Here is a 25,167-nt window from a genome sequence, read left to right on the forward strand (position 1 = left end):
TCGGGAGTACATATGGGCTACACACTTGTTTCCCTCTTCGAGGAGGCCGCCGCGGCAGGCGGTGACGAACACGCGGTATATGTCGACGGTGGCTGGCGGACCTGGGCGCAGTGGCGATCGGAGGCGTACGCGCTGGCCCGCGCACTGCAGGAGCTCGGCATCGGAAAGGGCGATGTCGTCGGGGTGCACCTGCCCAACTGCTGGGAGTTCCTGGTTGTCCACGTCGCCGTCGCGATCACCGGCGCGACAATGCTTCCACTGCATATGGGGTTGGGCACACACGAGGTGCACTCGCTGGTGACCAGGACCCGGGCCACCGTGGTCGTTGTCGATGCCGACCGCCATCGCACGTTGCGGACGCCGCCGCCGGGAAACTTCCGGCCACCGAAGCATGTGCTCGTTGTCGGGAACGTGGACCACGTATCGAACATGGTGAAGTCGTATCAGGACCTACTGCGGCAGTGGATGGGTTCGGCGGCCCTGCCGGTCGTGGTCACACCGGCCGACGCGTTCGTTCTGCTTCCATCGTCCGGCACGAGTTCGTTGCGACAGAAGATCTGTGTGCACACCCACCACAGCCTGATATCGAATGCGGTCGCGGTCGCCTCGGATGCGGGTGCTCGCGGCAGCGACACGATTCTCAGCGGCAGCCTCTTGACCCACCTGTTCGGCCTGCTCTCGGTGCACATCAGTCTGGTCACCCGAGGCCGTCAAGCATTGCTGAGTGGCTGGGACGTCACGCAATTCCGTCGAGTGGCGCGCGGTAGCGAAGCAACAGTGCTGTTCGCGGCGCCCGCGCAGATCCGCGATGTCGTGTCCGGCCCGGATGCGTCCGAGACCGACGGAATCCGGTTGCGGGAGATCCGGCTCAGCGGCGCGGTCGTGTCCGCGACGCTCGTCGCGGACAGTCACCGCGTGCTCGGTGCCCGGGTAATCGTCCAATGGGGCATGTCCGAGCTGGGAGCGGGCCTGTTCACGCGACCGGATGACCGCGAGCAGGCAGCGGCCACCAGCGTCGGAAGACCGATTTCCGGCGCCCGAGTACGAGTGGTCGATGCCGACGGCCGCCGATGCGAAACCGGCGGTACCGGAGAACTTCAGGTGCACAGCCCCTTTCGATTCACCGAATATTTCGAGGACCCGGAGCTGACCGCGGCCGCGCTGACCGCGGACGAATGGCTGCGAACCGGCGACCGGGCGTGCGTCAACGATGACGGCACCATTGCCTTTCGCGGCCGCGACGTCGAGGTGATCAATGTCGGTGGGATGAAATTCAGCGCGCCGGAGATCGAGACAATGCTCGAGGATGTCGCGGGTCTTGATCAGATCGCTGTAGTCGGCCGTCCCGATGACCGCCTCGGCGAGTATCCGTGTCTGGTCATCACGCTGCGTCCAGGCGCAACCGTCACCCTGGCGAACGTCACCGAACACCTGACGGTCAAAGGCGTATCCAGCTATAAGATCCCGGTCGAGCTGGTCGTGCTCGAGCAGATGCCGAACACCCCGACCGGCAAAATCGCGCGCAGTCGGCTCCGCGCGATAATCGACGACAATGGCACGAACATGTTCTCGGCATTCGCGCGAGAATTGCAGGCACTGTCGGCGCCGCAGCGACTGCGGCATGCGCTGGATCTGGTGCGCGAGCGAGTCCGCGCCCTGATCGAGGCCGCCGAGCCGATCGGGCCGGATCAGGTGTTCACCGATTACGGCCTGACATCGCTGACCGCCGTCCGATTGCGCGCCGAACTGGTCGAAGCCACCGGCATCGACCTGCCGACGACCATCGCCTACGACCTGCCGACCCCCCGTACGGTCGCCCGCCATCTCGTCGACTCGATAGTCGCGGCCCCGGTCCCGGATCCGATCATCGCGACCAGGCGGCAACATACCGAAGACGACCCGGTGGTTGTCGTCGGCCTTGGTTGCCGGTTACCCGGCGATATCGCGTCCCCGGACGAATTCTGGGATCTGCTCGCGACCGGTCGCGAAACGATCGCCGATTTCCCCACTGATCGCGGTTGGGACACCGACCCCGACGCCACCTACGCGCGGCGCGGCAGTTTCCTCGACGCCGCGGCATTCGATCCCACATTCTTCGGGATCTCGATGCGCGAAGCCATCACCATGGACCCGCAACAGCGACTGCTCCTCGAAACCACTTGGGAGGCACTAGAACACGCTCGGATCGATCCGACATCGCTGCGCGACAGCGACACCGGGGTATTCGTCGGTGTTATGGCCTCCGATTACGTGCCGCGCGACTACGAGGCGGTCAAAGGTGCCGATATCGGTGCTATGACAGGTAATTCGGGCGGTGTCGCCTCCGGCCGGATCGCCTATGTGCTCGGACTGCACGGCCCGGCCATGACCGTGGATACGGCGTGTTCCTCCTCGCTGGTGGCAGTACACCTCGCGGTCCGATCGTTGCGTTACGGCGACTGTGCGCTCGCGGTGGTCGCGGGCGCCACAATCCTTTCCACGCCGACAACGTTCGTGGAATTCGCCCGGCAGAACGGGCTCGCGGCCGATGGTCGATGCAAGCCGTTCGCGGCCGCCGCCGATGGGACCGGCTGGGGTGAAGGCGTGGGTGCGCTCGTGCTGGAGCGAATGTCCGACGCACGGCGAGCGGGTCACCGGATCCTCGGCATCATCCGCGGTACGGCCGTGAACTCCGATGGCGCGTCGAATGGATTGACCGCGCCCAACGGACTGGCACAACAGCGGCTCATCCGGCAGGCGCTGACAGATGCCGGGCTCGCGCCGTCGGAAGTGGATGTGGTGGAGGCGCATGGCACCGGGACCACACTGGGTGACCCGATCGAAGCGAACGCCATCCTGGCGACCTACGGGCGCGATCGCGACGACACGCTGCTGCTCGGTTCCTTGAAGTCGAATATCGGGCATACGCAGGCCGCCGCCGGTATTCTCGGGACGATCAAGATGCTGCTATCGATGCAGAATGGGTTGGTGCCCAAGACATTACATGTCGATGAGCCAACCGCTCACGCGAGCTGGACGGCCGGAGCGGTGCGTCTGGCCACTGACGCCACCTCGTGGCCACGGCGCGACCGCCCGCGACGGGCCGGTGTGTCCGCGTTCGGAATAAGCGGTACGAACGCACACGTCATCCTCGAAGAGGCTCCGCGGGAAGAGGAGGTTTCCGCCGCCGCGGCGAAGCCGGCTGCGCTGATCCCCCTGACCTTCTCAGCAGCGACGACAACGGCGCTCGCGGCACAGGCAGGACGCTTGTTGTCCTGCCTGGACGCTGGAACCGACCCCGCCGATATGGGCTATTCCCTGGCCACCACTCGCGCGCGGCTGGAACATCGGGCGGTCGTATTCGGTGCCGACCGTGACGATCTGGCCGCTTTGGCCTCGGGCAGATCCGGTTACGCGGTAACCGGGCGGGCAGATCCGCACGGCCGGACTGCGTTCGTGTTCCCCGGCCACGGCGCCCAATGGGCGGGTATGGCGGCCGAATTGCTCGACTCCGCTCCGGTCTTCGCGGCGGCGATGGCCGAATGCGAGACGGTACTGAGCGAGTTCGTCGACTGGTCTCTGACCGAGGCCATCGCGGACGAATCCGTCTTGCGCCAACCGGAAGTCGTACAGCCCGCGGTATTCGCCGTCACGGTATCGCTGGCCCGGCTTTGGCAGTGGCACGGCGTCATCCCCGACGCTGTCATCGGCCATTCCTTCGGCGAGATCGCGGCCGCGCACGTCGCTGGTGTGCTATCGCTGCGCGATGCCGCACGAATCGTCGTCCGACGTGGCGCGCTCTGCGCCGGTCTCGACGGTCGGATGCTGTCGGTCGAAGCACCCGCCGCGACGGTCTCGCAACGGATCTCCGAATACAGCAGCGTGAGCATCGCCGCGTACAACGGCCCGAACACCACGGTATTGGCTGGAGACACCGACACCATTACCGCGTTGATGACCGAGTACCGCGACGCGGGTGTGCCCGCCCATTTCGTGCAGATCGGCTTCGCGTCGCACTCGATCCATGTCGAGCCGATTCGCGACCGGCTGCTGGCTGAGCTATCTGGGATACGCCAGCAGCCGACCAGAATTCCCTGGTACTCCACGGTCACCGGGCAATTGATGACCGAAGCCGACGGCGACTATTGGTACGACAACCTGCGCAGGCCCGTACGGTTCACACAAACGGTCGCGACACTTGCGGCGGCGGGATTCAACTCCTTCATCGAGGTCGGGCCCCATCCGGTGCTGGCCACCATGGTGGCCGCGACTGCCGGCGACGGCTGCTTGTCCATCGGGAGCATCCGGCGGAGGCACGGCGGTATGGATCAGTTCGCAACCGCGCTGGCACGTGGGTATGTGCGGGGATTACCGGTCGATTGGGCGAAGTTCTTCGAGGGATCAGGTGCACGGCAGGTCGACCTGCCCACCTATCCGTTCCAACGCCGCCGATACTGGCTCGACCGGACGACGCGGCCGAGCAGGATCGCATACCAGCACCCGAAGGAGACCGAAGCCGAGTCGGGAACCGTTGTTGTGGTATCGAATTCGCTGCGCGACCAACTCGCCGCGCTCGGCCGCGCCGAACAAGTACGACTGGTCGAGGACCTGGTGCGAGCCCGCGCCGCCGCGGTGCTCGGGCACCACGACCCCTATGCGATAGCGGCCGATCACAACTTCCTCGACATCGGATTCGACTCCCTGACGGCAATGGAGCTACACGACACCCTGTCCCAGATCACCGGCCTCGCACTACCGCCGATCCCCCTGTTCGAGGCCGAAACCCCCACCGCCCTCGCCCAGCGGTTGCTCATCGAACTGCTCGATCAACCGGAACCGAAAACAACTGGGGCCGTATAACGTTGAACGATGAGTCAGCGCGGCCGCGTCACCGAAGAACAGCCGCGTGGTGCGCGCCTGTGGATCGGTCGTGCGGGAGGCGCAGTCGGCCCCGATGACGATCACACATGGCTCTCGGCCGTCGACGTCATTCAACTTCTCCAAGATCCCGGCGCGGTAGCGGCGGAGTATTGTCGATCACCTTCCTGGCCTCCACGATGCTGTCCGGTGTGATGGTGGGGATAACGCGAACCAAGTCGAATCCCGCGGCGGCCAAGAGCTCACGAAATTCGTGCTCGGTACGTTCACGTCCGCCCGCGCTGACCATCATCTCCAGGTCGAGAAAATTGCCGCGGTGTGGCCGATTGCCTTCCGGCAGAACGATTTCCAGCAACAGCAGACGCGCGGAGTCGGTCATGGCGTCGTGCACGGTGCGCAGGATCTTCTCGGCCAGGTCGTCAGGCCAGTCGTGCACGATATGTTTGAGGATGTAGGCGTCTCCGCCCTCGGGGACCGCTTCGAAGAAGGAACCCGCGACGACGGTGCATCGGTCCACTACGGGGACATCGGCGACGACTTCCGGCAGATCGAACAGAATGCCGCGCGTTTCGGGCGCGCGCGCGAGTATCTCGGCGAGCAGGCGACCCCGGCCGCCCCCGATATCAACGATCGTTCCGTACTGACCGAAATTGCCTGCCGCCAACATCGGTTCGAGCATCAGTTCCGAAATACTGGTCATGGCGTCGTCGAATATTGCGCCGAATTCACGGTCTTTGCGGACATAGTCGAAGAACGGCAGACCACCCATGGCCTCGGGGATGACCACCGTGCCGTTGCGCACCGCGTCACTGAGATAGGACCAGTATTGTCGATGCTGTGCGGATCCGATAAACCGCGCGAAACTGTGCAGAGAAACCGGCGCGTCTGTGCGCAGCGGTTCGGCGAGCGGGGTCAGCGCATACGTTTGGTCCGGATGCTGGGTGAAAATCCCCTGACTGATCAGCCAGCGCATGAGTCGCCGTAGATAGCCGGGATCGGCGCCGATATCGGCCGCCAATTCCGAAAGACCGCGCGGACCTGCTGCCAGCGCGTCGGCGATGCCGAGTTGGGCGGCCGCGCAGACGGCTTGGGCCCCGGCGGCGGCGGTGAACATCTCGAACAAGGCGATCGGCGGTGGCGCGAGTTTGCGGTTCAGTGCCGTCAATGCGCCGCGGAACCACTCGACGAACCTGACCACGGGCATCGGTGGGACTTTGTTCTCTCTTGCAGCCATCAACCTATATCCCTATCCGTTGTTTTGGGATGAGGTCCTGGGACATGTTCTCACGTCAGGGACGCTAAGGCCTCGCCGCAGAAGGAACATCCGTCGGATCGAACGGAAACATCCGCACCGTCGGTCCTCGGACATTGTATCTGCCGACGGAAGGCGGGGACCGGTCGTCGACCTGCAAGTCCGCGGCATAAGAAATCTGCCGACTACGACGGTAAGCATCGAAGTCGGCAGATCGGCCTCAGCCGCTATCCGATGAAACGCGGCGGCGGGAGAATCCTGCCCGGCGGTGGGAAGCCGGGGGGCGGAACGACCGCACAGGGCGGGGGGACCAACTTGTGGGGTGGTGGGACAATATTTGTCATCGAGGGTTCCTTCCTCTTTCAATCAGCCTGAGATCGGTTGCATCGCAGGCAGTCTCGGTGGCCGGACGAAATCCGTGCTTGTCCCGGTCCGATGTCATCAACGTTAAGGTGTTGCCACGGACCGAAACATCCGTCAGGTCGAACGGGAATACCCGTACCGTTGACATGACGACCCGTCAATTGCGTTGCGCCCGAGCGGCGTCCGAGTTCCCGGTAGCGACCTCGCAACGCGTGGGTTCGCGGATTGTGCGTCGAACCCGTCGGCACGGTCAGCATTGCGAGCGGTTCCAGCTCGAATGGTCGGACCGGCCGCCCTCGCTCGATGTGGTTAGGCTCACCTTCATGAAGGAGTCCACCGCGCCGATCTTCCTCGGTCGTGACGCCGAGATCGAAACGCTGGCGGCGCTCGCTGATCGCGTCGCGGCCGGGCAGGGCGCTGTCGTGCTCGTAGAGGGCGAGCCCGGTATCGGAAAATCATCGTTGCTCGAAGCGGCCAGGGTCCAGCTGGCGGCAGGGGGCTTGCATGTTCGTCTCGGCGCCGCCAAGGAACTCCAGCAAGATGTGCCATTCGCCGCAATGCGCCCATGGCTGGATGTCGACGCTACCGTGTCCAGGCCGCGGTCGGATCCGATCTGCGAACTGCTACGCGGCGGGGATCAGGCAGGCGACGTCGCGGCAACCCATGAAATCGCCGTCACCGAGGCGATTCTGGATCGCGTCGACGTGTGGTGCGCGACCGGACCGGTGGCGCTGATCATGGACGACGTCCACTGGGCCGATACATCGAGTCTGTCGGTGTTGCGCCGACTCTGCTCGGTCCTCGACGATATGGCGCTGCTGGTTCTACTCGCGGCCCGTCCGCTGCCTCGGGGCCAGGCGCTCACCGCACTGGCGGCCGACCTCGTCGAACGCCGCGCTCCGGTGGTCCAGCTCGGTGCGATCCCCGATGCGGCGGTGGCGGAATTGGTACGACACATGGTCGGTGCCGCTGCGGCCCCGAGTTTGCTGGGCGAGGTGGGCAGCGCCAACGGAAATCCCCTCTACATCACCGAATTGGTGGCGGCGCTGATACGTGAGCAGGCGATCGCAGTCGTATCCGACACCGCCGTCGCAACTGGTTCGGTCGCCGGGGAGCGCCCGTCCGCATCACTGGCGGAGGCTATTTCGCGGCGGCTGGGTTTTCTGTCTCGCCGAACGCGGAATGTACTGCCGATGGCCGCCGCACTGGGACCGGCCATCGACGTCGCGGAGTTGGCGGCGGTACTGCACAGTCCCATCGCGGATATCTGGACCGCCGTCGCCGAGGCCAGGGAGAGCGGAATACTTGCCGTGGTGAACTCCGATCTGGTGTTCCGCCACGATCTGATCCGCCGCGTCTTGGCCGATCAGGTGCCCGCCTCACTACGCTCGGCGCTGCTGCGACGGGCAGGACAGATCCTCCAGACCACCAACGCGCCGATCGAGCGGATCGCCTACTACCTGACGGTCGGTGACCACGAACTGGACCGGACAAGCGTCGCCTGGCTGGTCGCCGTAGCCGACAAACTGGTCATTCGAGCGCCCGAACTGGCGGTGCAACTGTTGCGGCGGGCGGTGACGGGCACGGAGTTCGGCAGCGGACCACGTTCGGTGCTGATCCGTTTATACGCCACAGCGCTGCTGTGGAACGGCGCAGCGGCCGAGGCCGAGGCCGAGGTGCGCGTTGCGATGTCGAGACGGCCGGAGAATGGCGACGACGTCGAAATGCACTGGCTGCTGGCCCAAGCCTGCCAGGCCCAGGGCCGGATCACCGATTCCGTCGCGATCGCCGAAAAAGCGCTTACTACAATGGATCTCAGCGTCGAGCAGGCCGCCCGATTCCAACGCATGTGCACAGTGCACAATTTCTTCCTCGAGCGGTTCGATGCGGCGGAACGGGCCGGCCAACAGGCGGTCGCGATGGGGGAATCCAGTGGGGATCTCCTCACCACGGGATACGGTCTCACCGCATTGGGGGCGCTGCGATACACCAGAGGCCATCTCGACGACGCACTGGAGCTGAGCACTCGGATCTCCAGCACCTTGGCCGACGGTACCGGACCGGACCAGTTCGATCCGTATGCGCTGCGAGCGCTCTGTCTGATCGAGCTCGATCGCCCGACCGACGCCGAAGACGTACTGAAACAGGCGATAGCGCACAACCGCCGGATCCAGGGTGTGTACCTATCCTCGAATCTGGTCGCCAAAGCGCGGCTGCACCTGCTGGGCGGTCGCTGGGATGATGCGCTCGCCGAATGCGCGGCGAGTACGGAGTTGCCCAACTCGCTCGGGTACGCATCGGTCGCGCACAGCATGACGGCGCTCATCGGAATTCACCGCGGCACATTCAATCCGGACACCATTCCCGCGCCGGACGACCGATTGGGCCACACCGGCTACGCCTACGTCCACGCCTGGGTCGATGCGCTGCTACACGAGACCCGCGGCCGCCCGGACCTGGCATTGAAACTGCTCGTCGACGCCCAGCAACGACTGGCCGGCGGTTTGGCAGCGGCGACGCTGTACTACACCTTCCCGGACATCGCCCGGCTGGCCGCCGAGGTCGGTGACACAGCTGCCGCTCGGTCGGTGACCGTGAGCGCGGACGAGCTCGCGGCGCGACAACCGACCGCCTCCAGGAATGGGACGGCGCTGCTGTGTCGTGGTCTGGCCGACCACAACCCCGACGACCTCTGGGCGGCCGCCGAAGCGTTCCGGCGGGCCGGGCGGCCACTGTTCGAAGCGCACGCACACGAGAATGCCGCCGTGCTGCTGGCCGACGTGGGACGCAAGACCGACGCCCGACGCGCGCTGGCCGACGCGACCCGGCTCTACAGCCGAATGGGCGCGTCGTGGGACGCCGCCCGTACGGTCTCACGCGTGCGGCCGTACGGGATTCGGCTCGGTGTCCGCGGACCGCGCAACCGCCCCAAAACCGGCTGGGCGGCGCTGACCGACACCGAACGTAAGGTCGCCGCGCTGATCACCGAGGGCTACTCCAACTCCAGTATCGCTGCGCAAATGTACTTGTCGCGCCGCACAATTCAATCCCACGTTTCGAGCATCCTCGCAAAACTCGACCTGCGCTCGCGCCGTGAGATCGCCGCGGACATGGCAGCGACCGGATGATGCCGGGGGCTGCCCTGCTATTCCGCGATCGCCGCAGCGATCTCGCGGCGCGAGCGCAGGCCGAGTTTCGCCAGGGTGTTGGAGACGTGGGAATGAATTGTCCGACGGGACACGAACATCTGGGCCGCGATATCGGAATTCGAATGACCTTCGGCTACCAAGGCGGCAACCTTCAGCTCGGTAGCGGTCAGTGCGGACCGGCCGGATTTGGGGCGGTTACGCGGTCCGCGGACACCGCGCCGAATGCCGTAGGGCCGCACGCGCGCCACCGCACGCGCGACGTCCCAGGACGCGCCGAGACCGGTGTAGAGATTGATAGCGGCGTCCAGGGCACGGCGGGCGGTGACAACGTCGCCATCGGCGGCGAATAGCGCGGCAGCGTTCTCATAGGATTGCGCCTGGTCGAGCGGTCGACCGGCCAGGCGGAACGCCGCGGCGGCGGTGAGCAGGGCGACTGGTTCACCGTGGGCAAGGCCACGGCATGCCAGGGCGACGCCGGTTCTAGCGGCGGTCGGCTGGCGCGCCGCCAACGCGTCCGCGTCCGCCACCACCGACCAGGCCGCGTCCTGGTCACCGACATCGGCGGCCAGCCGGGCGATATCTGGGAAGATGCAGTAGAGCGTCGGCGCGGTCAATCCGTCGGCGAGTCGGTGTTGGGCGTTGACCAGCAGGTCCAACGCGCCACGTTGGTCGCCGCGGGCCTCGAGCAGCAGCGCCTTCACCCACGGATAGAACTGGGCGTATTTGTTGCTGCCCGGCTGGTCGTTCGGTGCTGGAATGGCGTCTGGATCCGGCAGGAAAGTGCCGCGGTGGATGCCGATCAACGCGGCCAGACTGTGCAGGACCGGGGTGTAACCGAAGACGTCGGGTACGGCCATCGCCGCCGAGGCGCATTCGACCAGCGCCTCATCCCAGCGACCGTCCAACCAGTACAACCGCGCCTTCGCGACCATGTTCGCAGCCAGGAACACACCGTGGATCCTCCGGTTGTGCTCGATGGCCTGGTCCAGGGCTGCCTCGGCGTCGGCGAACCGATCCAACTCGATCAAACAGTGGGCGTAGAGCATATACGGATCGAATTGGTCCGAGCCGAAACCATTGTCGAAGACGGCCAGGATGCGGCTGCTCAGCTCCAGCGCCTCGTCGAGATAGCCGCGGGTGTAGCGCACGGCCCCCCGCGCCATGAGGCCGTATCCGGTGGCGAGCGGGTTCTCGGTGGTCTCCCCCAGCCACAACGCCTGCTCGGCCGCCGCCGCCGCGGCGTCGAGGCGGCCGAGGAAGAAATTGTCCAGTCCGGCCAGACCATAGAATCGGCCCGCGTCCTCTAACGCGAGATCCCCAGTGGCCAGCGCCGTTTCGGCCTCGGTCACCGCGTCCTGCAATTGTCCCTGGGCATGATAGGTCTGCGTCAGCAGCCACCGCAGTTCGACCTCATCCCGGTATGCCGGTCGGTTCCGCAGTGCTGTTCGGACAATCACGTCCGCCTCGGCCGGGCGGCCGTCACACAGCAGGGCCCGGGCCTGCAACCGCACCACCGCCGGGCGTATCGCGCTGTCGAGATCAGGGGCCCTAGCCGCTCGGTTCAACAGTTTCACGGCGATCTCCGGCGCACGCACGATCAGCTTGTCGGCCACTGCGACCAACCAGTCGAGAGTGGTTGGGTCCAGGTCGTTCTCGTCCGCCAGCAGGTAGTGACCGACACGCTCGATGGGCGCGTCGGTCGCCAGCAGGATCTGTCCAGCCCGGCGCAGCAGCCCGTCGCGCAGTGAAGCGGGTAGTTGTTCGGCCAGCACTTGGCGGATCAGGTCATGCCTGAAGACCACTTCGGAATCGGCACGTGAGAGCAACCCGCCGTCGGTCGCCTCGGTGACCGCACTCCAGATCTCCAGGATCGGGCTGTCCAGGACCGCCGCCAGTTCAGCGACGTCGATGGTCGGTCCCAGCGTCGCGGCCATCAGCAGGATGTGCCGGGTTGATCGGGACAGGAATACCAGCCGCTGGGTGATTGCCTGCGCAAGTGAGACGGGGAGACCGGTGCTGTCGGCGACCATCGGGTCGACGGTGTCGGCCACGATCGTGAGGGCGTCCTCGCGCACCAGTGCGCCCACCAATTCCGTGATGTACAGCGGATTTCCACCCGCGCCGGCCACCTTGCGCATCAGGCCGAGTCCGGGTGCGGCGCCGACCAGTTGACGCACCAACAGCTCGGCCGCCGAATCGGGCAGTGCGCCGAGCCGGATCGAATCGGCATTGCGTTCGGCGAGTTCGGCCGACAACGCGGCAAACGCCTTGTCCCGTGGCAGCGGACGCGCCGCGAGAATCAGCAGCAGCGGCAGATTGTCCAGGGCGGTGCAGAGCCGGTGCAGCACCGATACGCTCTGGCGATCTGCCCAATGGACATCATCGATGATCAACGCGACCGGGTCGGCGGCGCACCAGGTGTCGACCAGATCGAGGATCGCCTCGGTGATCGCGAACTCGTGTGACGCGCCATCGCCGGCGCGGTCCCCACTGCGCAACAGCGTACGCACCGGATCCGATCGCTTATCGGCGGCGCCGCTGTCGATATCCAGCCAGGAGCAGACCGCCGCGAACGGCACATCCTGCTGCAGTTCCTTCGCGGCGCCCCGGCATACCCGCAGACCGTCGGTCACGTATCGCGCCGCGACCGCGTCGAGCAGTGCGGTCTTGCCGATGCCCGGCTCGCCGTCGACGAGCAGCACTGTCACCTGACCTGCGGCTGCCTTGCGCCCGAGCGCCACCGCCCGCTCGACCTCGGCATCACGACCAACGAAAACCGAAGCGAGAGAGTCCTGCACACAGGGCATCGTAAGCGCACGGGGGCGGGGGCGGGGGCGGGGGCGGGGAACGCTCACCTATCGACCGGAGAAGTCGGCTTCATCGAACCGGATCCCGCCCATCGGTGCGGATGTTCACCTCCGGCGTGACGGATGTTCCCGGCGGGCCGATCTCATAGCGTGGGACGCATCTCTGATGCGCCATCGTGGGGGGTGTGCGGTTTCATGTCGCCCTCCGCAGGTTCCATGCGCCACGGAGCAGGCTGGGTGCCAGGCTTCGGTGCCTGGCCGACACGGTTTTCCAGACACGCTCACCTATCGGGCGTTCGAACCGAATGAATGTAGCCAGTGACGCGTGTTCGTCGTCGACCTCGATGACGAGATTGCAGCTGAGCATCCAGGAGCGGGCCCCGAGGGTGACCCAGGTGTCACCGCGATCGACGATCGGCCAGTGGGCCACCTGACCGGGGGCGGATTTCCATTCGAGCCGTAGGCCGAGCAAACCCCGCCAGACAATCTGCCCCATGACGCCCGCGACACCTTCGAGTGCCGCGCGTGCCCACTGTTCCGGTGAGCCGACCGCGGCGGCGTTCGTCGCGAGTATGAACTGGTCGACGTATTCGGGATCGATGATCGTGCTGTGCGTGCGGGTCGACTCGGAGATCTGATGCTGTTGCAAGACGACCTGCTCAGATGGTTCTTCGATCCTGTGATCCGGGTGGTCAGTGGTCATTTCGAGTACCTCGACTTCTTGTATACGGTTGCGTATATAAGACGCTAGCTCAAATGTACGGGTGCGTATAGATGTTCGGCTGTGACGGGAGGCACCTCATCGACCAACACGCCGTAGTCCAGGCTTACGCCACCGCCGTCGCTCTCGGACCGCCGTCGAGCGGCGGCGATCGGTAGCCATGCGACTCAACGTCGAATGACGCTCGTGTTCGTGTCAGCCGGCCCGAATCGGGTACTCGCCGCGAGTGAGCCTTCCCAGTCTCGGACCCGTGGCGCCGTCGTTGCCGACGCCCCGCGGCGAATTGTCCAACGCAGTGGTCACCGCCTTGCGCGGCGACCGAACCCGGGTCGACTCTCTTCCGAAGCCCGACGGGCAGGATCCCTACGGCCTCGACCTGCAACTGGCCCTGCATACCTGTTACGAACTGCACTACCGAGGATTCGACGGTGTCGATCCCGAGTGGGAGTGGCAGACCGACCTACTGCAATTCCGGAGCACCCTGGAAGAACGGTTCCTCGACGCCATACGCGGCGGCATAACAGGCGGCAAAGCCCTCAACCGTGCACTCGACGCACTGCTGGTCGAGCCGGTCGGCGGCACCGGCATCAGCCGCTATCTCCTCGATGAAGGCGAATGGTGGCATATGCGTGAGTATTTCGTGCACCGGTCGATCTATCATCACAAAGAAGCCGATCCGCACGCATGGGTCATTCCGCGGCTGAACGGGCAGGCCAAGGCCTCTCTCGTCGCGGTGGAGTTCGACGAGTACGGCGGCGGACACGGCGACCGTATGCACTCGCAACTGTTTGTCGACCTGCTGGCCGCAGCGGGCCTGAATACCGAGTACCTGCACTATATGGACGAAGTCCCTGCCTCCATGATCGCCATCGTCAACATGATGTCGCTCTTCGGTCTGCATCGCGCGCTGCGTGGAGCGTTGGTCGGACATTTCGCTGCTACGGAGATCACCACCTCGCCGAGTGCGCGCCGCACCGTCGAGGTCCTCGAGCGTTTGCGGGCCGATCCGGCTTGCGTGCACTTCTTCGCCGAGCACGTGGAGGCGGACGCTGTACACGAGCAGGTACTGCGCCACGACGTGCTCGGCGATCTACTGACGCGCGAGCCTGCGTTGACGGGCTCGGTCGTCCTCGGCATCCAGGCCACCAGCCTGTTGGAGGACCGATTCACCGATGACGTGCTCGGCGCATGGCGGAGCGGACGAACATCATTGTCCGGCCGGACTCCCTTGCCCGAGAGCACTGTTCAATCCGTTTGAGGTTTGCGCCGACGTCGCCTGCGATGGCTGGCGTCGCAGAGCGGGAAGTTCTTCGAACGCCGACACGTGCATATCGCGACGAGGAACCTGTCCGAGCACACGACGGTGCCATCGCTGGTGACCAATTCGACAGGTCCTTCGATCAGGGCGGGACCGTTGCGTGTCATGGTCACCTTGCGCCGCTCGGCGGGCTCGCCTCGGATTTCGCTCACAGATCTGTCCCGGTCATCTCGCCGACCCGAATGAGCCGCACGCTGTTGCTGATCATCATGGCTCACCGTCCTTTCTCGTCTCCTGCCTTCCCCGCGAACGTGAAGCTAAACCCTGGCTCGCCGCGATCTCGGAGCAGCGGCATGCCGGACACGGCAATCCGAGCACTTCGAGGAAGGTTGTCGCCGCTCCGTTCGCACCCTGTGCCGATATCGCTTCCCACGAGGGGCGAGTATCGGTGTCAAGGCGGACGCCCGGCGAACTATGGTGACGCGGTGGCGCTCGAACCAGGTGACCAGTTTGCGGGATTCGTTGTGCGGGCCCGGCTCGGCCATGGCGGCAGCAGCGAGGTGTACCTGGTCGATGATCCGGAACGATCGCAGCCTGTTTCACTGAAGATTCTGGGGCCGAACGACAGTCGATCACCCGAGGCGCGTGCGCGGTTTGTGCATGAGTTCGACATCCTGTCCGCACTGCGGCACCCCGACATAGTGCGGATATACACACACGGTGAATCCGACGGCAGGCTGTGGTCGGCGCGTGAGTACGTGCCAGGCGCGACGGGGGCGGCGTTGGTGCGGATGCCGCATCAACGCCCTGATTTGCGGCGGGTGCTGCACGTCCTGGCTCACGTCGCGGCCGGATTGGATTTCGCGCACGCAAACAATGTTGTCCATCTCGACGTCAAACCGGCGAACGTCTTGGTCGGCGCGGATGAGTCAGCCGCGGTGAAGATCTCGGACTTCGATCAGGCCCGGTGGCTGCACCGGCCCGAACCACCCCTGGCCACCAACGGTTTCGTGGTCGTATCGGTGCCGTACGCCGCGCCGGAACTGCTGCGGGCGGGCACGGTGTCCCCGGCGACAGACCAGTACGCGCTGGCATGCTCGGCGATCGAGTTGCTCACCGGCCGCCCGCCGTTTCCCCGCACAAACCTCATGGCCACTGCGCAGGCGCAACTGCACGACCCACCCCCGGACGTCTCCGAGCGCAAGCGTTGGATCCCGCACGAGGTAGACGCGATCCTGCACCGCTCGCTCGCAAAAGACCCCGACGCCCGCTACGCCTCGTGCACCGAACCCGTCCTCCTGATGACCGAGGCACTCCACGACAGCGACCCACGACCCCTCAACCCCCTACTGAGCCGTCTTCATGCGACATTCACTCGATCGAATCGCTCGGCCGGGGCCCGCACGAAAATCTAGTCGCGACGAAACAGCCCTTACCAGGGATATGCCGTGTGGAGATCACGCTGACGATGGCCAACTGCGGCTGTGAACTGCGAGAGCGGAGTCTTCGATGTCGCTTACCCCATCGAAGACTCCGCTCTCGCGTGAATCACCTTCCGGCTATCGTCGCGTGGTGCTCCGGCGCCGCCACACCATCAGGCCGCCGACGACCGAGCCCAGGGCGACCAGCCCGCCCGTGATGAGCACCGCCGAGACGGTCGAGGAGATCCCGCTGCTGTTCTCGGCGGCCGAGCTCTCTTCGGCGTTGGTCGCGGATGGCTGCCCGTTCGTCGAATGCGTGGCATTCTCACCGAAGACCCCGCCTGCTGGGGCCGCCTCGTAGTGCGGGCCCGAGTCGGCGTTGCCTGCCACCGTGAGGTCGAGGCGGATCGGCACCGGACCACCCGCTCCTTCCGTGTGGGCCGGACCGAGCTTCACGGCGATGTAATACCAGCCGGCGACACTCTGGTTGCGATCCCTGGCCTCCGTGGCCTTGCGGTTGTTGTATCGCACCGGAACGGTCGCGAGCGCGGGCTTACTCGTTGGCAATACCGACGCCTCCCCGTTGTAGGAGGTGAAGTCATTATCGATCTCTTCACGGAACGGCGAGTACAACGTGGTCGTGATCGTCGAGAGGCCGTCGATGCCGTGACTGCCGATCTCTCCGTAGTGCACGCGGTAGGCCAGGCCCTGGCCCCAGTCGAGCTTGACGCGATAGAAGACGAACTCGCCGCGCTGGAGGGTGTCGGTGTAGCTGCCGGAGCCGTCGAGAGCGCCTGCCACATTGAACGAGCCACCGGCGTTCGCTGCCACGCTGCCGCCGGCGGGTTCGGTGAAGGCCGTCTTTATGGTGGCGGCCGGGGGCCCGGCGTCGGTCACCGCGGGCTCGATCCCGATGAGGAGCTCGATCGGCATCCGTTCCGGCATGTTGTCGGCAATGCCGCTCCATTCGGGCGCGAAGTAGTAGCGGCCGCCGCCGCGGCACTTGTCGCCGGCGCTGTCGCCGGACTTCGCCTTGGTCGCACCGTCCCAAGCCTTGGACACAGTCAGGGCTGCGCCGTGACTGGAATTGACGACCGACTCGAATTCGAATTCGTTGCAGTCCTTGCCGTCGGCACCGTAGACGCGCACGTTGAGCGAGCTGGTGTCGCCGTTCGGCTTGTCGTGGGGTACCCGGGGAAAGGACAGGGTGCCACTGAAATAGGCGGTCGCGCCCTGCGGCACATCCACTGCGTAGTACCGCTTTTCCTTCTGGCCGATTGTGTCCAGGTACTGACCCGGCGTGGCCACCGGAGCGTCGTCATAGGTCGCGGTGCCGGTGATAGGCGTGCCCACCGGCTTGTAGGTACGCAACGCCGCCTGGCTCACCCGGGGCAGGACCCGCTCGAGGGCCGCGCCATCCGCGGCATCGGTATAGGTGCCGCCGGTCGTCTGCGCGATGCAGGTCAATTGTGCGCGAGACTTCGTATCCACCCCGAACCCGATCGCGTGGACGACAACCTTGACGCCCTGTTTATTCAACTCGCGCGCCACCTCACACGGATCCGGCGGCGCACAGGTGTCTTCACCATCGGACACCAGTACGATCGACCGAGGACCCGACTGCGGCAACGCCGCCGCCGCCTTGCGCAGCGAGGCGCCGATAGGCGTATAGCCACTCGCCACGATCCCGTCCACCGCTGACGTCAACGCGTCCCTATTGATGGTCTCGGCACCCCGCAGGACACTGACATCCCGACATCCGGCCGCCTTCTCCGCATCGGACGAACCAGTGCCCGTCCCGTACACGGTCAAACCGACCTTCGACTCGGCCGGCGCCGCACCTACGAAGCTCCGCACCGCCGCCTTGGCGGAATCCATTTTCGACCCGCCGCCGGGATCCGCGGCCTTCATCGACCCCGACGCGTCCAATACCAGCATCGTCGGCGCAAACGCCTGCTCCCCCTCCTGAGCATGCACCGGTAGCGCCGTCAACGACAGACCGACTACTCCCACAGCGACCAACAGTAACTTCGCGAATCTCGACATAATCTCCAACGCCCACGATCGAACAAGATCTCGGCCGACACTACGCATATGAACTGCCGGGAAGCGAGCCACTCATCACGAAGGTTGCAGATCGGCCGAGCCCGGTCGGCAGGAAATCTCGGTTGATCCCGAACTCCCGAACATTTCACCATTGGGCGATCGACACTGTCGATGCTCGCGTATCAGTCCGTGAACCTCATCGGAGGTAGCCCGTCCGGTGGTGCGGACTATTCAGTGCTGCGGGTGGAGAACTGCTCGCGTTCGGACACCGTGTCGTGCCTCAGCCGGTGGACAACGGGGCAAGGTAGGACCTACGGTTCCATCAGAATTTTCCGGTGTGATGCTCGATGCGGTGTCCCAGTTGAGCGCTGAACTCCGTGATGAAGGCGTCGGTGAGTGGCGGCCAGCCCCAGAAATCGAAAGCGAGTGCGCCGAGCGCGAACCCGGATGGCCACTCCCACTCGGTGACAAGGGCTGCGGCACCGCAGCAATTGCAGGCGACGGTACCGACGCCGGACTGCTTCCACGCATCGATGCCGGTCTGGAATGGTCGCCAGATCTCGGGATCGGCCTCCCATTGCTGCGGGTAGTCGATGATCACGGTCTTCGTGTGGCAGCGTGGGCACACGGCCGACTCCGGCTCGACTTCGCCCTGCCCACCATGATGGGCATCGCGGCCGACGATCACAGCTACCGGACCGGGGATCCAATCGTCGCCCCATTTCTCGCTGACCTGCGCCCAATCCGGTCCCGGCACATAGCCTTCGTCCACCTCGAGGCTATACATCGCGTCGCCGGACGTCTCCCACGAGAGCAGCCGCCGAGAAATCATCCAGTCCAGCATCCTGGCCGCCACCGCGTCCGCCTCCACAGCGGGCACCTCGATGTCGACGATCCGTTCGAAGTAGTCACCCATGGTCTGTCGAGCACCTCCTAGAGCTGTGCTCCATACTATTATTGCCCGGCCATATCGAATGTCCTTGTTGTCCAGCAGAACCGACCAACGACCTCCGCGTCCGGGCGCGGTGGACGATACAGCGCGGCCGCGGATAGGCGTCGGTCACGTTGCGGATTGTCGGAACGAGGGAAATGATTGCGCTGAAGATACTCGTGTGGGGCTTGGTCGGTGGACTCATCTACTCGGCCACAATGGTTGTCCTGTACGGAAATCCGTGGGTGGCCCGGATTCACGCCGACCACGGTGGGTCGAATTCTGCCGCGCCGAGCGGGCGACCCCGACGTCACTACTTTGCGTTCCAGTCCCTTGGCACCCAAATCGAGGTGTACATCATGACAATCGGATATGTCTGGTTACATCCTCTGCTCCCGTTGAACGGAATGACCGGGGCGCTTTTGCTCGCGTTGCTTTTCGCGGCATTGCGGGTCTGCGGCCCCGTGTGGGCCCTCTGGATGCAGGGCGCACACTCGATCCGCTACCTTGCCGTGGAGGTTGCCAGTCCGGTCGTCGGTAGCATCGTCTTTGCGCTCACGCTGTACCTCCTCATGTGATCTATGCGGCGCCGGGCGACCGCCGCTGCTCGACCCCAGCGCACCAGACACGGGCGATAGCGCGGGTGGCACTGATATCGGCGAGTGGATCGCCCTCGACAAGGACCAGATCGGCACGTGATCCAGGGGCGATCTCGCCGCGGTCTGTCAGCCCGAAATGCTTGGCGGGCAGAATGGTTGCCGCACGCAACGCCTCGGCGGGAGTCAGCCCCGCCGCCACAAGCAGTTCGAGTTCATGGTGCAGAGCGGCTCCGTGCTCGGGATGGAACGGGACACCGGGCTGGGAGTTTGCATCGCTGCCCGCCAGGATCGGCACGCCCGCCGCGTGTAGTGCACCGACCGTCGCGAGACACCTGTCGATGGCTCCGGGAATGCCGCGAGTCGTTGCGATTCCCTCCATCATGGCGAGGGTGGGCACAGCGACGCGGCCCTGCTCGGCCATACGCGTGACCTCCAGCGCGGACAGTTCGGCGTCCATCGGCACATGTGTGACGATATCGACGCCCACGTCGATGGCGATGAGATAGGCGCCATGTGACGACGTGTGCGCGACGACCCGCAGGCCACGCGCGTGCGCCGCCGCAACGACCGCCTCGGCCGCGGCGGGATCGGGGCCGCCCGCGCCGGGTGCCTCGAGCACGAGCTTCACGTAGTCCGAACCGGCTTCGGCGCGCTCGGCCACCATGCGGTCGGCCTGGCCCGGATCGGTGATGACGGCGTCGGCGGCCATGCCGGGCACCTTGGCATGCAGGCCGCCCGCGCCGATCACCGGTGTGCCCGCGCTGCGAATATCGCTGGCGCCGGACTCCTTTCGCAGCGCGGCCAGCCGTTCAGGTGGCCATGTCGCCATGTCGAGTCCGGTCGTCACCCCGTATGCGGCGAGCTGGTCGAGCGTCTCCGGACCGTTGAGGTGGATATGGGCATCGATCAGGCCGGGCAACAGGATCGCGCCGCCCGCGTCAACGAATTCCGCTCCGCTGGGATCGGTGCCGATGACCGCGCCGTCGATAACCACCGTTGTCGGCATCGTGAGCTCGCGACCGTCGAACACCCGAACATCGGTCACTGCGATCTTCGACGAACCATCCGTCGAGGAAATGGAATTCACGTCTACCTCCACTGCCCGGTGCTACAGCGCAACGTCGACCGCCGCCGCCTGGCCCCACAGTATCGGCGGCGACCGAAGCGGCGCGCATTGCGCCATCCCTCCAGTGGATATCTACTGCCTCAACAGGATTCGCCTACCATGAAGTCGACGGGTCGACCGCGCGCCGCTCGGTGGCGATCGCGCTGTGGAATCCCAGGTTCCAGTCGATCCGGTTCGGCCTTCGACGCCGCCGCGACCACCTGGTCCTCGAGCCCGGTTCAGCCCCGCACTCGGCGCGCCCGAGCCAACCAGGCCGCTTCGTCGACCACGCTGCCCGGCGCGAGTCCGAGCTGTTCGGCCTCGATTACCACCTCGGTGACGCGACCGCGATAACGGGCAGGCTGCAACTCTTCCAGTACCCAGCCTTCGCCGAACGCGTCCGAAATGGCCGCTCGGTCGATGCGCGGGCCGAAACCCGGTTCGGCGGTGGAGAGCGCGAGGACATGGACGAGCCCGCCGGGTTTGCATACCCGGCCGAGGCTGCGGACGTACTCGCTCGGGTCGCCATTGTCATGCGCGAAGACGTGGAACAGGGCGCTGTCGATAATGGTGTCGTACAAGGGTTCTGGACCGAGATCCAGTGCGTCGGCCACCTCGAAACGCGCGGCGACGCCGTGTTCCTCGGCGTTGGACCTGGCGTAGGCGACCGCGCTCGGCGACAGGTCCACCCCCAGCACGTCATAGCCGAGCCCGGCCAGATGAATGGTGTGCTCACCGGCCCCACACCCGACATCGAGCACCGCTCCGCGCACTAGGCCCTGTGCGGTAAGTTCCACTATCGCAGGCTGCGGCTCCCCGATCACCCATGGTGCCGAGCCATTGTCATAGACGGAATTCCAGAATTCGGCAGGTTGGTTCATGTCGCCAGTCTGATACCTCGAGCGGGGTTCAGGTCAACCGTTGATCAACGCCGATGTGCCACGTCGTACCACTGGTCTGGAATATTCCAATCCCAGCACTCGGCGGGCTGCGGGTCGACAGGGTTCTCACGAGCCCACTCCACGTAGCATCGAGCCGACCCGCCGGCGCACACTCCACAGAGGATCAGCCCACGCAGCAGGTGGCGCCACAACGTGCGGCCTGCGATGTGTCGCGGCATTGCGACCTCCTCGACTGTGACGGCGGTTCCGGGTGAAGCCAGGGCCTCAGATCACGGACGATACCGCCGCGTGGCCCGGCAGGAATGCGAAATGAAAAGTTGTCGGTGCGCAGTGGCACTATCGGCGAATGGTCACCGTCGAAGACGTGCGTGGACTAGCACTCGCGCTCCCCCGCTCCTACGAGGCGATCGTGCGGGACCGCATCAAATTCCGCGTCGGGCGGATCGTCTATATCGACTTCTCCCCAGATGAATCCATCATGGGCTTCGCGTTCCCCAAACAAGAGCGCGCCGCACTCATCGCCGCCGAACCGGAGAAGTTCCTGATGCCGCGACTTTCCGATCAGCGCTACAACTGGGTCGAGGGCCGGATGGCCGCGATCGACGAGCCCGAGATGCGCGAACTCGTCATCGATGCCTGGCGAATGGTGGTGCCGAAGTTTCTCCACGACCATCCGAGCACGGTTTAGTCCCGAGCTCGCCGAAGCTGGGCCATCCACCCAACTTCTGCACGGCCCCTGACTTCAGGACGGCACCCGAGACCGTCGCCGATTAACATTCCATCCCATGACGCAGAGCCGAAGATGGCGCACGTCGGTCTTGGGAGCCTGCGTGATCGTGATGACCGCCACCGGATGCATCGGCGCGGTCGATCGCGGTGACTTCGAGGACATCGTGCACGAACGGGGCGGCGGGTTGGTCAGCACGCTGCCCAACGAGGCGATCGCCGCCCTACGGGAACGCCTGAGCGTGAACGACTTCCAGGTCGGCGTCATCATGCTGACCGCGCCGAACTCGTCACAATTTCGATTGGTCGTGCCCGATCAACCCGATCAACTCACCCGATTCCTGGACGGAAAACATGACTTCGCGGGCCCGCAGGCGGTGGCGCGCATGCGTATTCGGGTCCCGCAGCAACCAGAGCAGCTCGACGACTACAGCTTCGCCCATGGCGCGCTGAGCACGCCGTCACCGGTGCGGGTGGCAGCCTCCGACGATCTGGACGGCGAGAGCTTCGCGGTCAGCGAAGTGACCGGCTTGTCGCGCGTCGAGGAAATCGTCGATACCGCGATCGCCCGCAGCGGCCTCGACAATGGCTATGTGTCGGTGATTTTGGTGAACCGGTTCGGTCGAGACGTCCTGATCACGGTCAATGTCATATCACCGCGTGCCGAGGCGATCGCCCAGTTCGACAGCACGGGGGCATTCATTCGGGTGCAGCGCGCATGAACCTCGGAAGACTGGTGGCGATCTTCGCCGGGATCGCCGCATCGACCGCTATCCTCGGATGCCTGCTGGATATTGCGATCTGGCCCGGCGAGGCCGAGCTGACCGCGCCCCTGTTCTGCGCGCAGCCATACAACCAGCCGATCGTCGTCTCGGACACCTTCGTCGATTCCGAAGGCACCGGAACCAACTACACGCTCTATTGCGTCGGCGACCGTGGCCAGTTCACCGATGAGGGTTTCCTGCTGCCATGGCTGACACTCTGGGCCGCGCACACGCTGATCGCCGTCGCACTGACGCTCCTGGTCGCCGCATCGACCCGATACCGACCCGAAATCTCCGACACCACGTAATCCGCGCGCCGACCAGCCATGAGCGCGTCGATTGGTGCTGCCACTGGGAAGTGTCGACACCCATCAGGAGTTGCCCTGCCTGCGCGAAGAGTGGACACCGCTGATACGCGGACGTTGGATTGGACTATTCAGCACCCGTGGTAGGGGAGGTAGATGATGAAGCGCTCGACGCTCATACTCGCCACCGCCGGGCTGATCCTTACCGGATCCGTGACCATCGCAGTGCTCGACAATATGGACGGTCCACCGGTCACCCCGGTCGTCCGCGTGACCCATCAGCACACGATCGGCGATTGCCAGTAGATATTGCGCTCGTGGAAGATCCGATGGGGCACGTAAGTTGGGCCCATGAGTGTCTGGATCGGCCTGGTTTCCTTCGCTGCCGTAGCAGGGCTGCTCACGCTGGTTCCCGGTGTCGACACCGCGCTCGTGCTGCGCGCCGCCATTGTCCGAGGCACCCGCCATGCCTTTGCCACCGCGCTCGGCGTCGGGACCGGTGTGCTGGTCTGGGGTGCGGCGGCGGCCTGCGGGCTGTCGGCATTGCTGACTACGTCGCAGCTGGCTTACACCGTGTTGCGTATCGCGGGTGCGGCGTATCTGGTCTGGCTGGGCGTCAAGACCTTGGTCGCTCTCTGGCACGGTCGTGCATCCGTCGAGGCCGCCGAAGACGGGGATGCGAGTGGCGGGCTGCTGCGCGCATGGGCGCGCGGCGCGGCAACCAACCTGCTCAACCCGAAGATCGGTGTCTTCTACATCGCGATGCTGCCCCAGTTCATCCCACCGGAGGCGCCACAGCTGGCGATGGGTGTGGCGCTCGCGGTGGTCCACGATATCGAGGGGATGCTGTGGTTCAGCGTGCTGATCTTCGGCGTGCGGTACACCAGAACCTGGGTTGCCCGCCCTTCGGTCGAACGAGCGATGGAAGCGGTGACCGGCTCGGTGCTGTTGGCATTCGGATTGAAACTTGCCTTTTCCGAGGATGGTCGATCATGACCAGCCACGTCCTAGCGATCGACCTCGGCAAAACCGGCTGTCGAGGCTCTCTCCGGTTCACCGGGCACCAGACGCTCTACGCCGAAGGGCAAGGGACCCCCGGCCTCGCGAACGCCGGTGGCATCGCCGCCGCGGAGCACGCGATTCGTAGCATCATCGACCAGATAGGACCGACCACGGCTTTCACGCTGTCTGTCGGCGCCGCGGGTGCCGCGTCAGCGCCGGAGGCTGCCGCGGTTCTTGCCCGACACCTGGCCGGCCTACCCGGTGCGTCCTCGGTCGCGGTAACCTCCGACGCCGTCACCGCCCACGCCGGGGCACTCGGCGGATCGCCCGGCGTCGTCCTCGCTGCGGGCACCGGAGCCGTCGCGACAGCGGTCGACGACATGGGGCGCTTTACCCGGGTCGACGGCTGGGGCCCGCTGCTGGGCGATGAGGGTAGCGGCGGGTGGATCGGCATCGAAGGTTTGCGTGCCGCACTGCGCGCGCACGACGGCCGTGGACCACGCACGGCTCTGGTTGCCGCCGTCGGCGAACGCTATGGCATAACCCTGGACCAGCTGCCGAAATATTTGGGGCAACAAGACAATCCAGCTCTGATCGCCGCACGTTTCGCCCCCTCTGTCGCCGCGGTCGCCGCCGCCGACGAGACAGCCGCCGCCATCATGACAGCCGCTGGCCACGCACTCGCTCGGTCTGTCCTCGCCGCGATCGAGCGATCCGGTCTGCGTCCACCGGTGGCATGCGCGATCACCGGTGGCCTGGTCAAGCTCGGTGCGCCGCTGCTGGACCCGCTTGATCGGTCGATCGCACACGCCATCGACCGTCGTACTCCCCTCGGCGATCCGATCGACGGTGCCGCACTGCTGGCCACCGACACGGCAACCGCCCTCGAAGCATTGGTCACACGAATCCTCTGACAAATATTGACACCACAAGCGCGGCAGATGACACTTAGTTGCAAT

The 25,167-nt window shown here is 65.3% G+C and carries 19 protein-coding genes and 1 pseudogene; 11 read left to right on the forward strand and 9 right to left on the reverse strand.

Features of this window, described 5'->3' with window-relative positions:
- Positions 1-12: 12 nt before the first annotated feature.
- A complete protein-coding gene (locus ACLMAJ_RS28645) occupies positions 13-4,839 on the forward strand; it encodes a type I polyketide synthase (protein ID WP_412016960.1) in 4,827 nt (1,608 codons plus the stop codon).
- A gap of 30 nt (positions 4,840-4,869) precedes the next feature.
- Here the strand turns inward: ACLMAJ_RS28645 and ACLMAJ_RS28650 are convergent.
- Positions 4,870-4,944: pseudogene (locus tag ACLMAJ_RS28650) on the reverse strand (hypothetical protein); the annotation flags it as partial.
- Positions 4,945-4,966: 22 nt separating this feature from the next.
- The gene (locus tag ACLMAJ_RS28655) at positions 4,967-6,061 is read right to left on the reverse strand and encodes a methyltransferase (protein ID WP_412016961.1); all 1,095 of its coding nucleotides are present in this window, start codon (positions 6,059-6,061) and stop codon (positions 4,967-4,969) included.
- Between the two features lie 734 nt (positions 6,062-6,795).
- Here ACLMAJ_RS28655 and ACLMAJ_RS28660 point away from each other — a divergent pair.
- Positions 6,796-9,600, forward strand: coding sequence for a helix-turn-helix transcriptional regulator (locus tag ACLMAJ_RS28660; protein ID WP_412016962.1), 2,805 nt, complete (start codon positions 6,796-6,798; stop codon positions 9,598-9,600).
- 17 nt (positions 9,601-9,617) lie between these two features.
- Here ACLMAJ_RS28660 and ACLMAJ_RS28665 read toward each other — a convergent pair whose 3' ends face one another.
- Both ACLMAJ_RS28665 and ACLMAJ_RS28670 read right to left on the reverse strand, forming a co-directional pair.
- Positions 9,618-12,419, reverse strand: coding sequence for a helix-turn-helix transcriptional regulator (locus ACLMAJ_RS28665; protein WP_412016963.1), 2,802 nt, complete (start codon positions 12,417-12,419; stop codon positions 9,618-9,620).
- Between the two features lie 202 nt (positions 12,420-12,621).
- Positions 12,622-13,131, reverse strand: a complete 510-nt coding sequence (locus tag ACLMAJ_RS28670) for a hypothetical protein (RefSeq protein WP_412016964.1) — start codon at positions 13,129-13,131, stop codon at positions 12,622-12,624.
- A gap of 244 nt (positions 13,132-13,375) precedes the next feature.
- On the opposite strand from ACLMAJ_RS28670, the gene ACLMAJ_RS28675 reads away from it, so the two are divergent.
- Positions 13,376-14,407 carry an iron-containing redox enzyme family protein gene (locus ACLMAJ_RS28675; protein WP_412016965.1) on the forward strand — a complete coding sequence of 344 codons (1,032 nt, stop codon included), beginning with the start codon at positions 13,376-13,378 and terminating at the stop codon, positions 14,405-14,407.
- On the opposite strand, the gene ACLMAJ_RS28680 is transcribed toward ACLMAJ_RS28675, so the two are convergent.
- On the reverse strand, positions 14,395-14,574 hold the full coding sequence (locus ACLMAJ_RS28680; RefSeq protein ID WP_412017093.1) for a CDGSH iron-sulfur domain-containing protein: 180 nt from the start codon (positions 14,572-14,574) through the stop codon (positions 14,395-14,397). The two genes, ACLMAJ_RS28675 and ACLMAJ_RS28680, sit on opposite strands and share 13 nt — an antisense overlap.
- 318 nt (positions 14,575-14,892) lie before the next feature.
- Between ACLMAJ_RS28680 and ACLMAJ_RS28685 the strand changes: the two genes are divergently transcribed.
- Complete coding sequence (locus ACLMAJ_RS28685) at positions 14,893-15,822, forward strand: serine/threonine-protein kinase (RefSeq protein WP_412016966.1); 930 nt, start codon at positions 14,893-14,895, stop codon at positions 15,820-15,822.
- A 144-nt stretch (positions 15,823-15,966) separates the two neighbouring features.
- On the opposite strand, the gene ACLMAJ_RS28690 is transcribed toward ACLMAJ_RS28685, so the two are convergent.
- Positions 15,967-17,841, reverse strand: a complete 1,875-nt coding sequence (locus ACLMAJ_RS28690; protein WP_412016967.1) for a vWA domain-containing protein — start codon at positions 17,839-17,841, stop codon at positions 15,967-15,969.
- 355 nt (positions 17,842-18,196) lie between these two features.
- Positions 18,197-18,790 (reverse strand): hypothetical protein, encoded by a 594-nt coding sequence (locus ACLMAJ_RS28695; protein WP_412016968.1) that lies wholly within the window; start codon positions 18,788-18,790, stop codon positions 18,197-18,199.
- 374 nt (positions 18,791-19,164) lie between these two features.
- On the opposite strand from ACLMAJ_RS28695, the gene ACLMAJ_RS28700 reads away from it, so the two are divergent.
- Positions 19,165-19,383 carry a hypothetical protein gene (locus ACLMAJ_RS28700; protein WP_412016969.1) on the forward strand — a complete coding sequence of 73 codons (219 nt, stop codon included), beginning with the start codon at positions 19,165-19,167 and terminating at the stop codon, positions 19,381-19,383.
- Between the two features lies 1 nt (position 19,384).
- On the opposite strand, the gene ACLMAJ_RS28705 is transcribed toward ACLMAJ_RS28700, so the two are convergent.
- Positions 19,385-20,491, reverse strand: coding sequence for an amidohydrolase family protein (locus tag ACLMAJ_RS28705; RefSeq protein WP_412016970.1), 1,107 nt, complete (start codon positions 20,489-20,491; stop codon positions 19,385-19,387).
- A gap of 257 nt (positions 20,492-20,748) precedes the next feature.
- The gene (locus tag ACLMAJ_RS28710) at positions 20,749-21,390 is read right to left on the reverse strand and encodes a class I SAM-dependent methyltransferase (RefSeq protein ID WP_412016971.1); all 642 of its coding nucleotides are present in this window, start codon (positions 21,388-21,390) and stop codon (positions 20,749-20,751) included.
- Between the two features lie 367 nt (positions 21,391-21,757).
- Here ACLMAJ_RS28710 and ACLMAJ_RS28715 point away from each other — a divergent pair, with 367 nt between their 5' ends.
- The 6 genes from ACLMAJ_RS28715 (at position 21,758) to ACLMAJ_RS28740 (ending at position 25,122) form a co-directional block, all read left to right on the forward strand.
- On the forward strand, positions 21,758-22,099 hold the full coding sequence (locus tag ACLMAJ_RS28715; RefSeq protein WP_412016972.1) for an MmcQ/YjbR family DNA-binding protein: 342 nt from the start codon (positions 21,758-21,760) through the stop codon (positions 22,097-22,099).
- Between the two features lie 142 nt (positions 22,100-22,241).
- A complete protein-coding gene (locus ACLMAJ_RS28720; RefSeq protein WP_412016973.1) occupies positions 22,242-22,859 on the forward strand; it encodes a hypothetical protein in 618 nt (205 codons plus the stop codon).
- Entirely contained in the window at positions 22,856-23,209 is a 354-nt protein-coding gene (locus ACLMAJ_RS28725; RefSeq protein WP_412016974.1) for a hypothetical protein, read from the forward strand. The genes ACLMAJ_RS28720 and ACLMAJ_RS28725 overlap by 4 nt, the downstream gene beginning before the upstream one ends.
- 153 nt (positions 23,210-23,362) lie before the next feature.
- The gene (locus ACLMAJ_RS28730; RefSeq protein WP_412016975.1) at positions 23,363-23,512 is read left to right on the forward strand and encodes a hypothetical protein; all 150 of its coding nucleotides are present in this window, start codon (positions 23,363-23,365) and stop codon (positions 23,510-23,512) included.
- Positions 23,513-23,557: 45 nt separating this feature from the next.
- Positions 23,558-24,202 (forward strand): LysE family translocator, encoded by a 645-nt coding sequence (locus ACLMAJ_RS28735; RefSeq protein ID WP_412016976.1) that lies wholly within the window; start codon positions 23,558-23,560, stop codon positions 24,200-24,202.
- Positions 24,199-25,122 carry an N-acetylglucosamine kinase gene (locus ACLMAJ_RS28740; RefSeq protein ID WP_412016977.1) on the forward strand — a complete coding sequence of 308 codons (924 nt, stop codon included), beginning with the start codon at positions 24,199-24,201 and terminating at the stop codon, positions 25,120-25,122. Before ACLMAJ_RS28735 ends, ACLMAJ_RS28740 begins: the two co-directional genes overlap by 4 nt.
- Positions 25,123-25,167: the final 45 nt, after the last annotated feature.

This window comes from Nocardia arseniciresistens, from assembly GCF_046764875.1.
GTDB lineage: Bacteria > Actinomycetota > Actinomycetes > Mycobacteriales > Mycobacteriaceae > Nocardia > Nocardia arseniciresistens.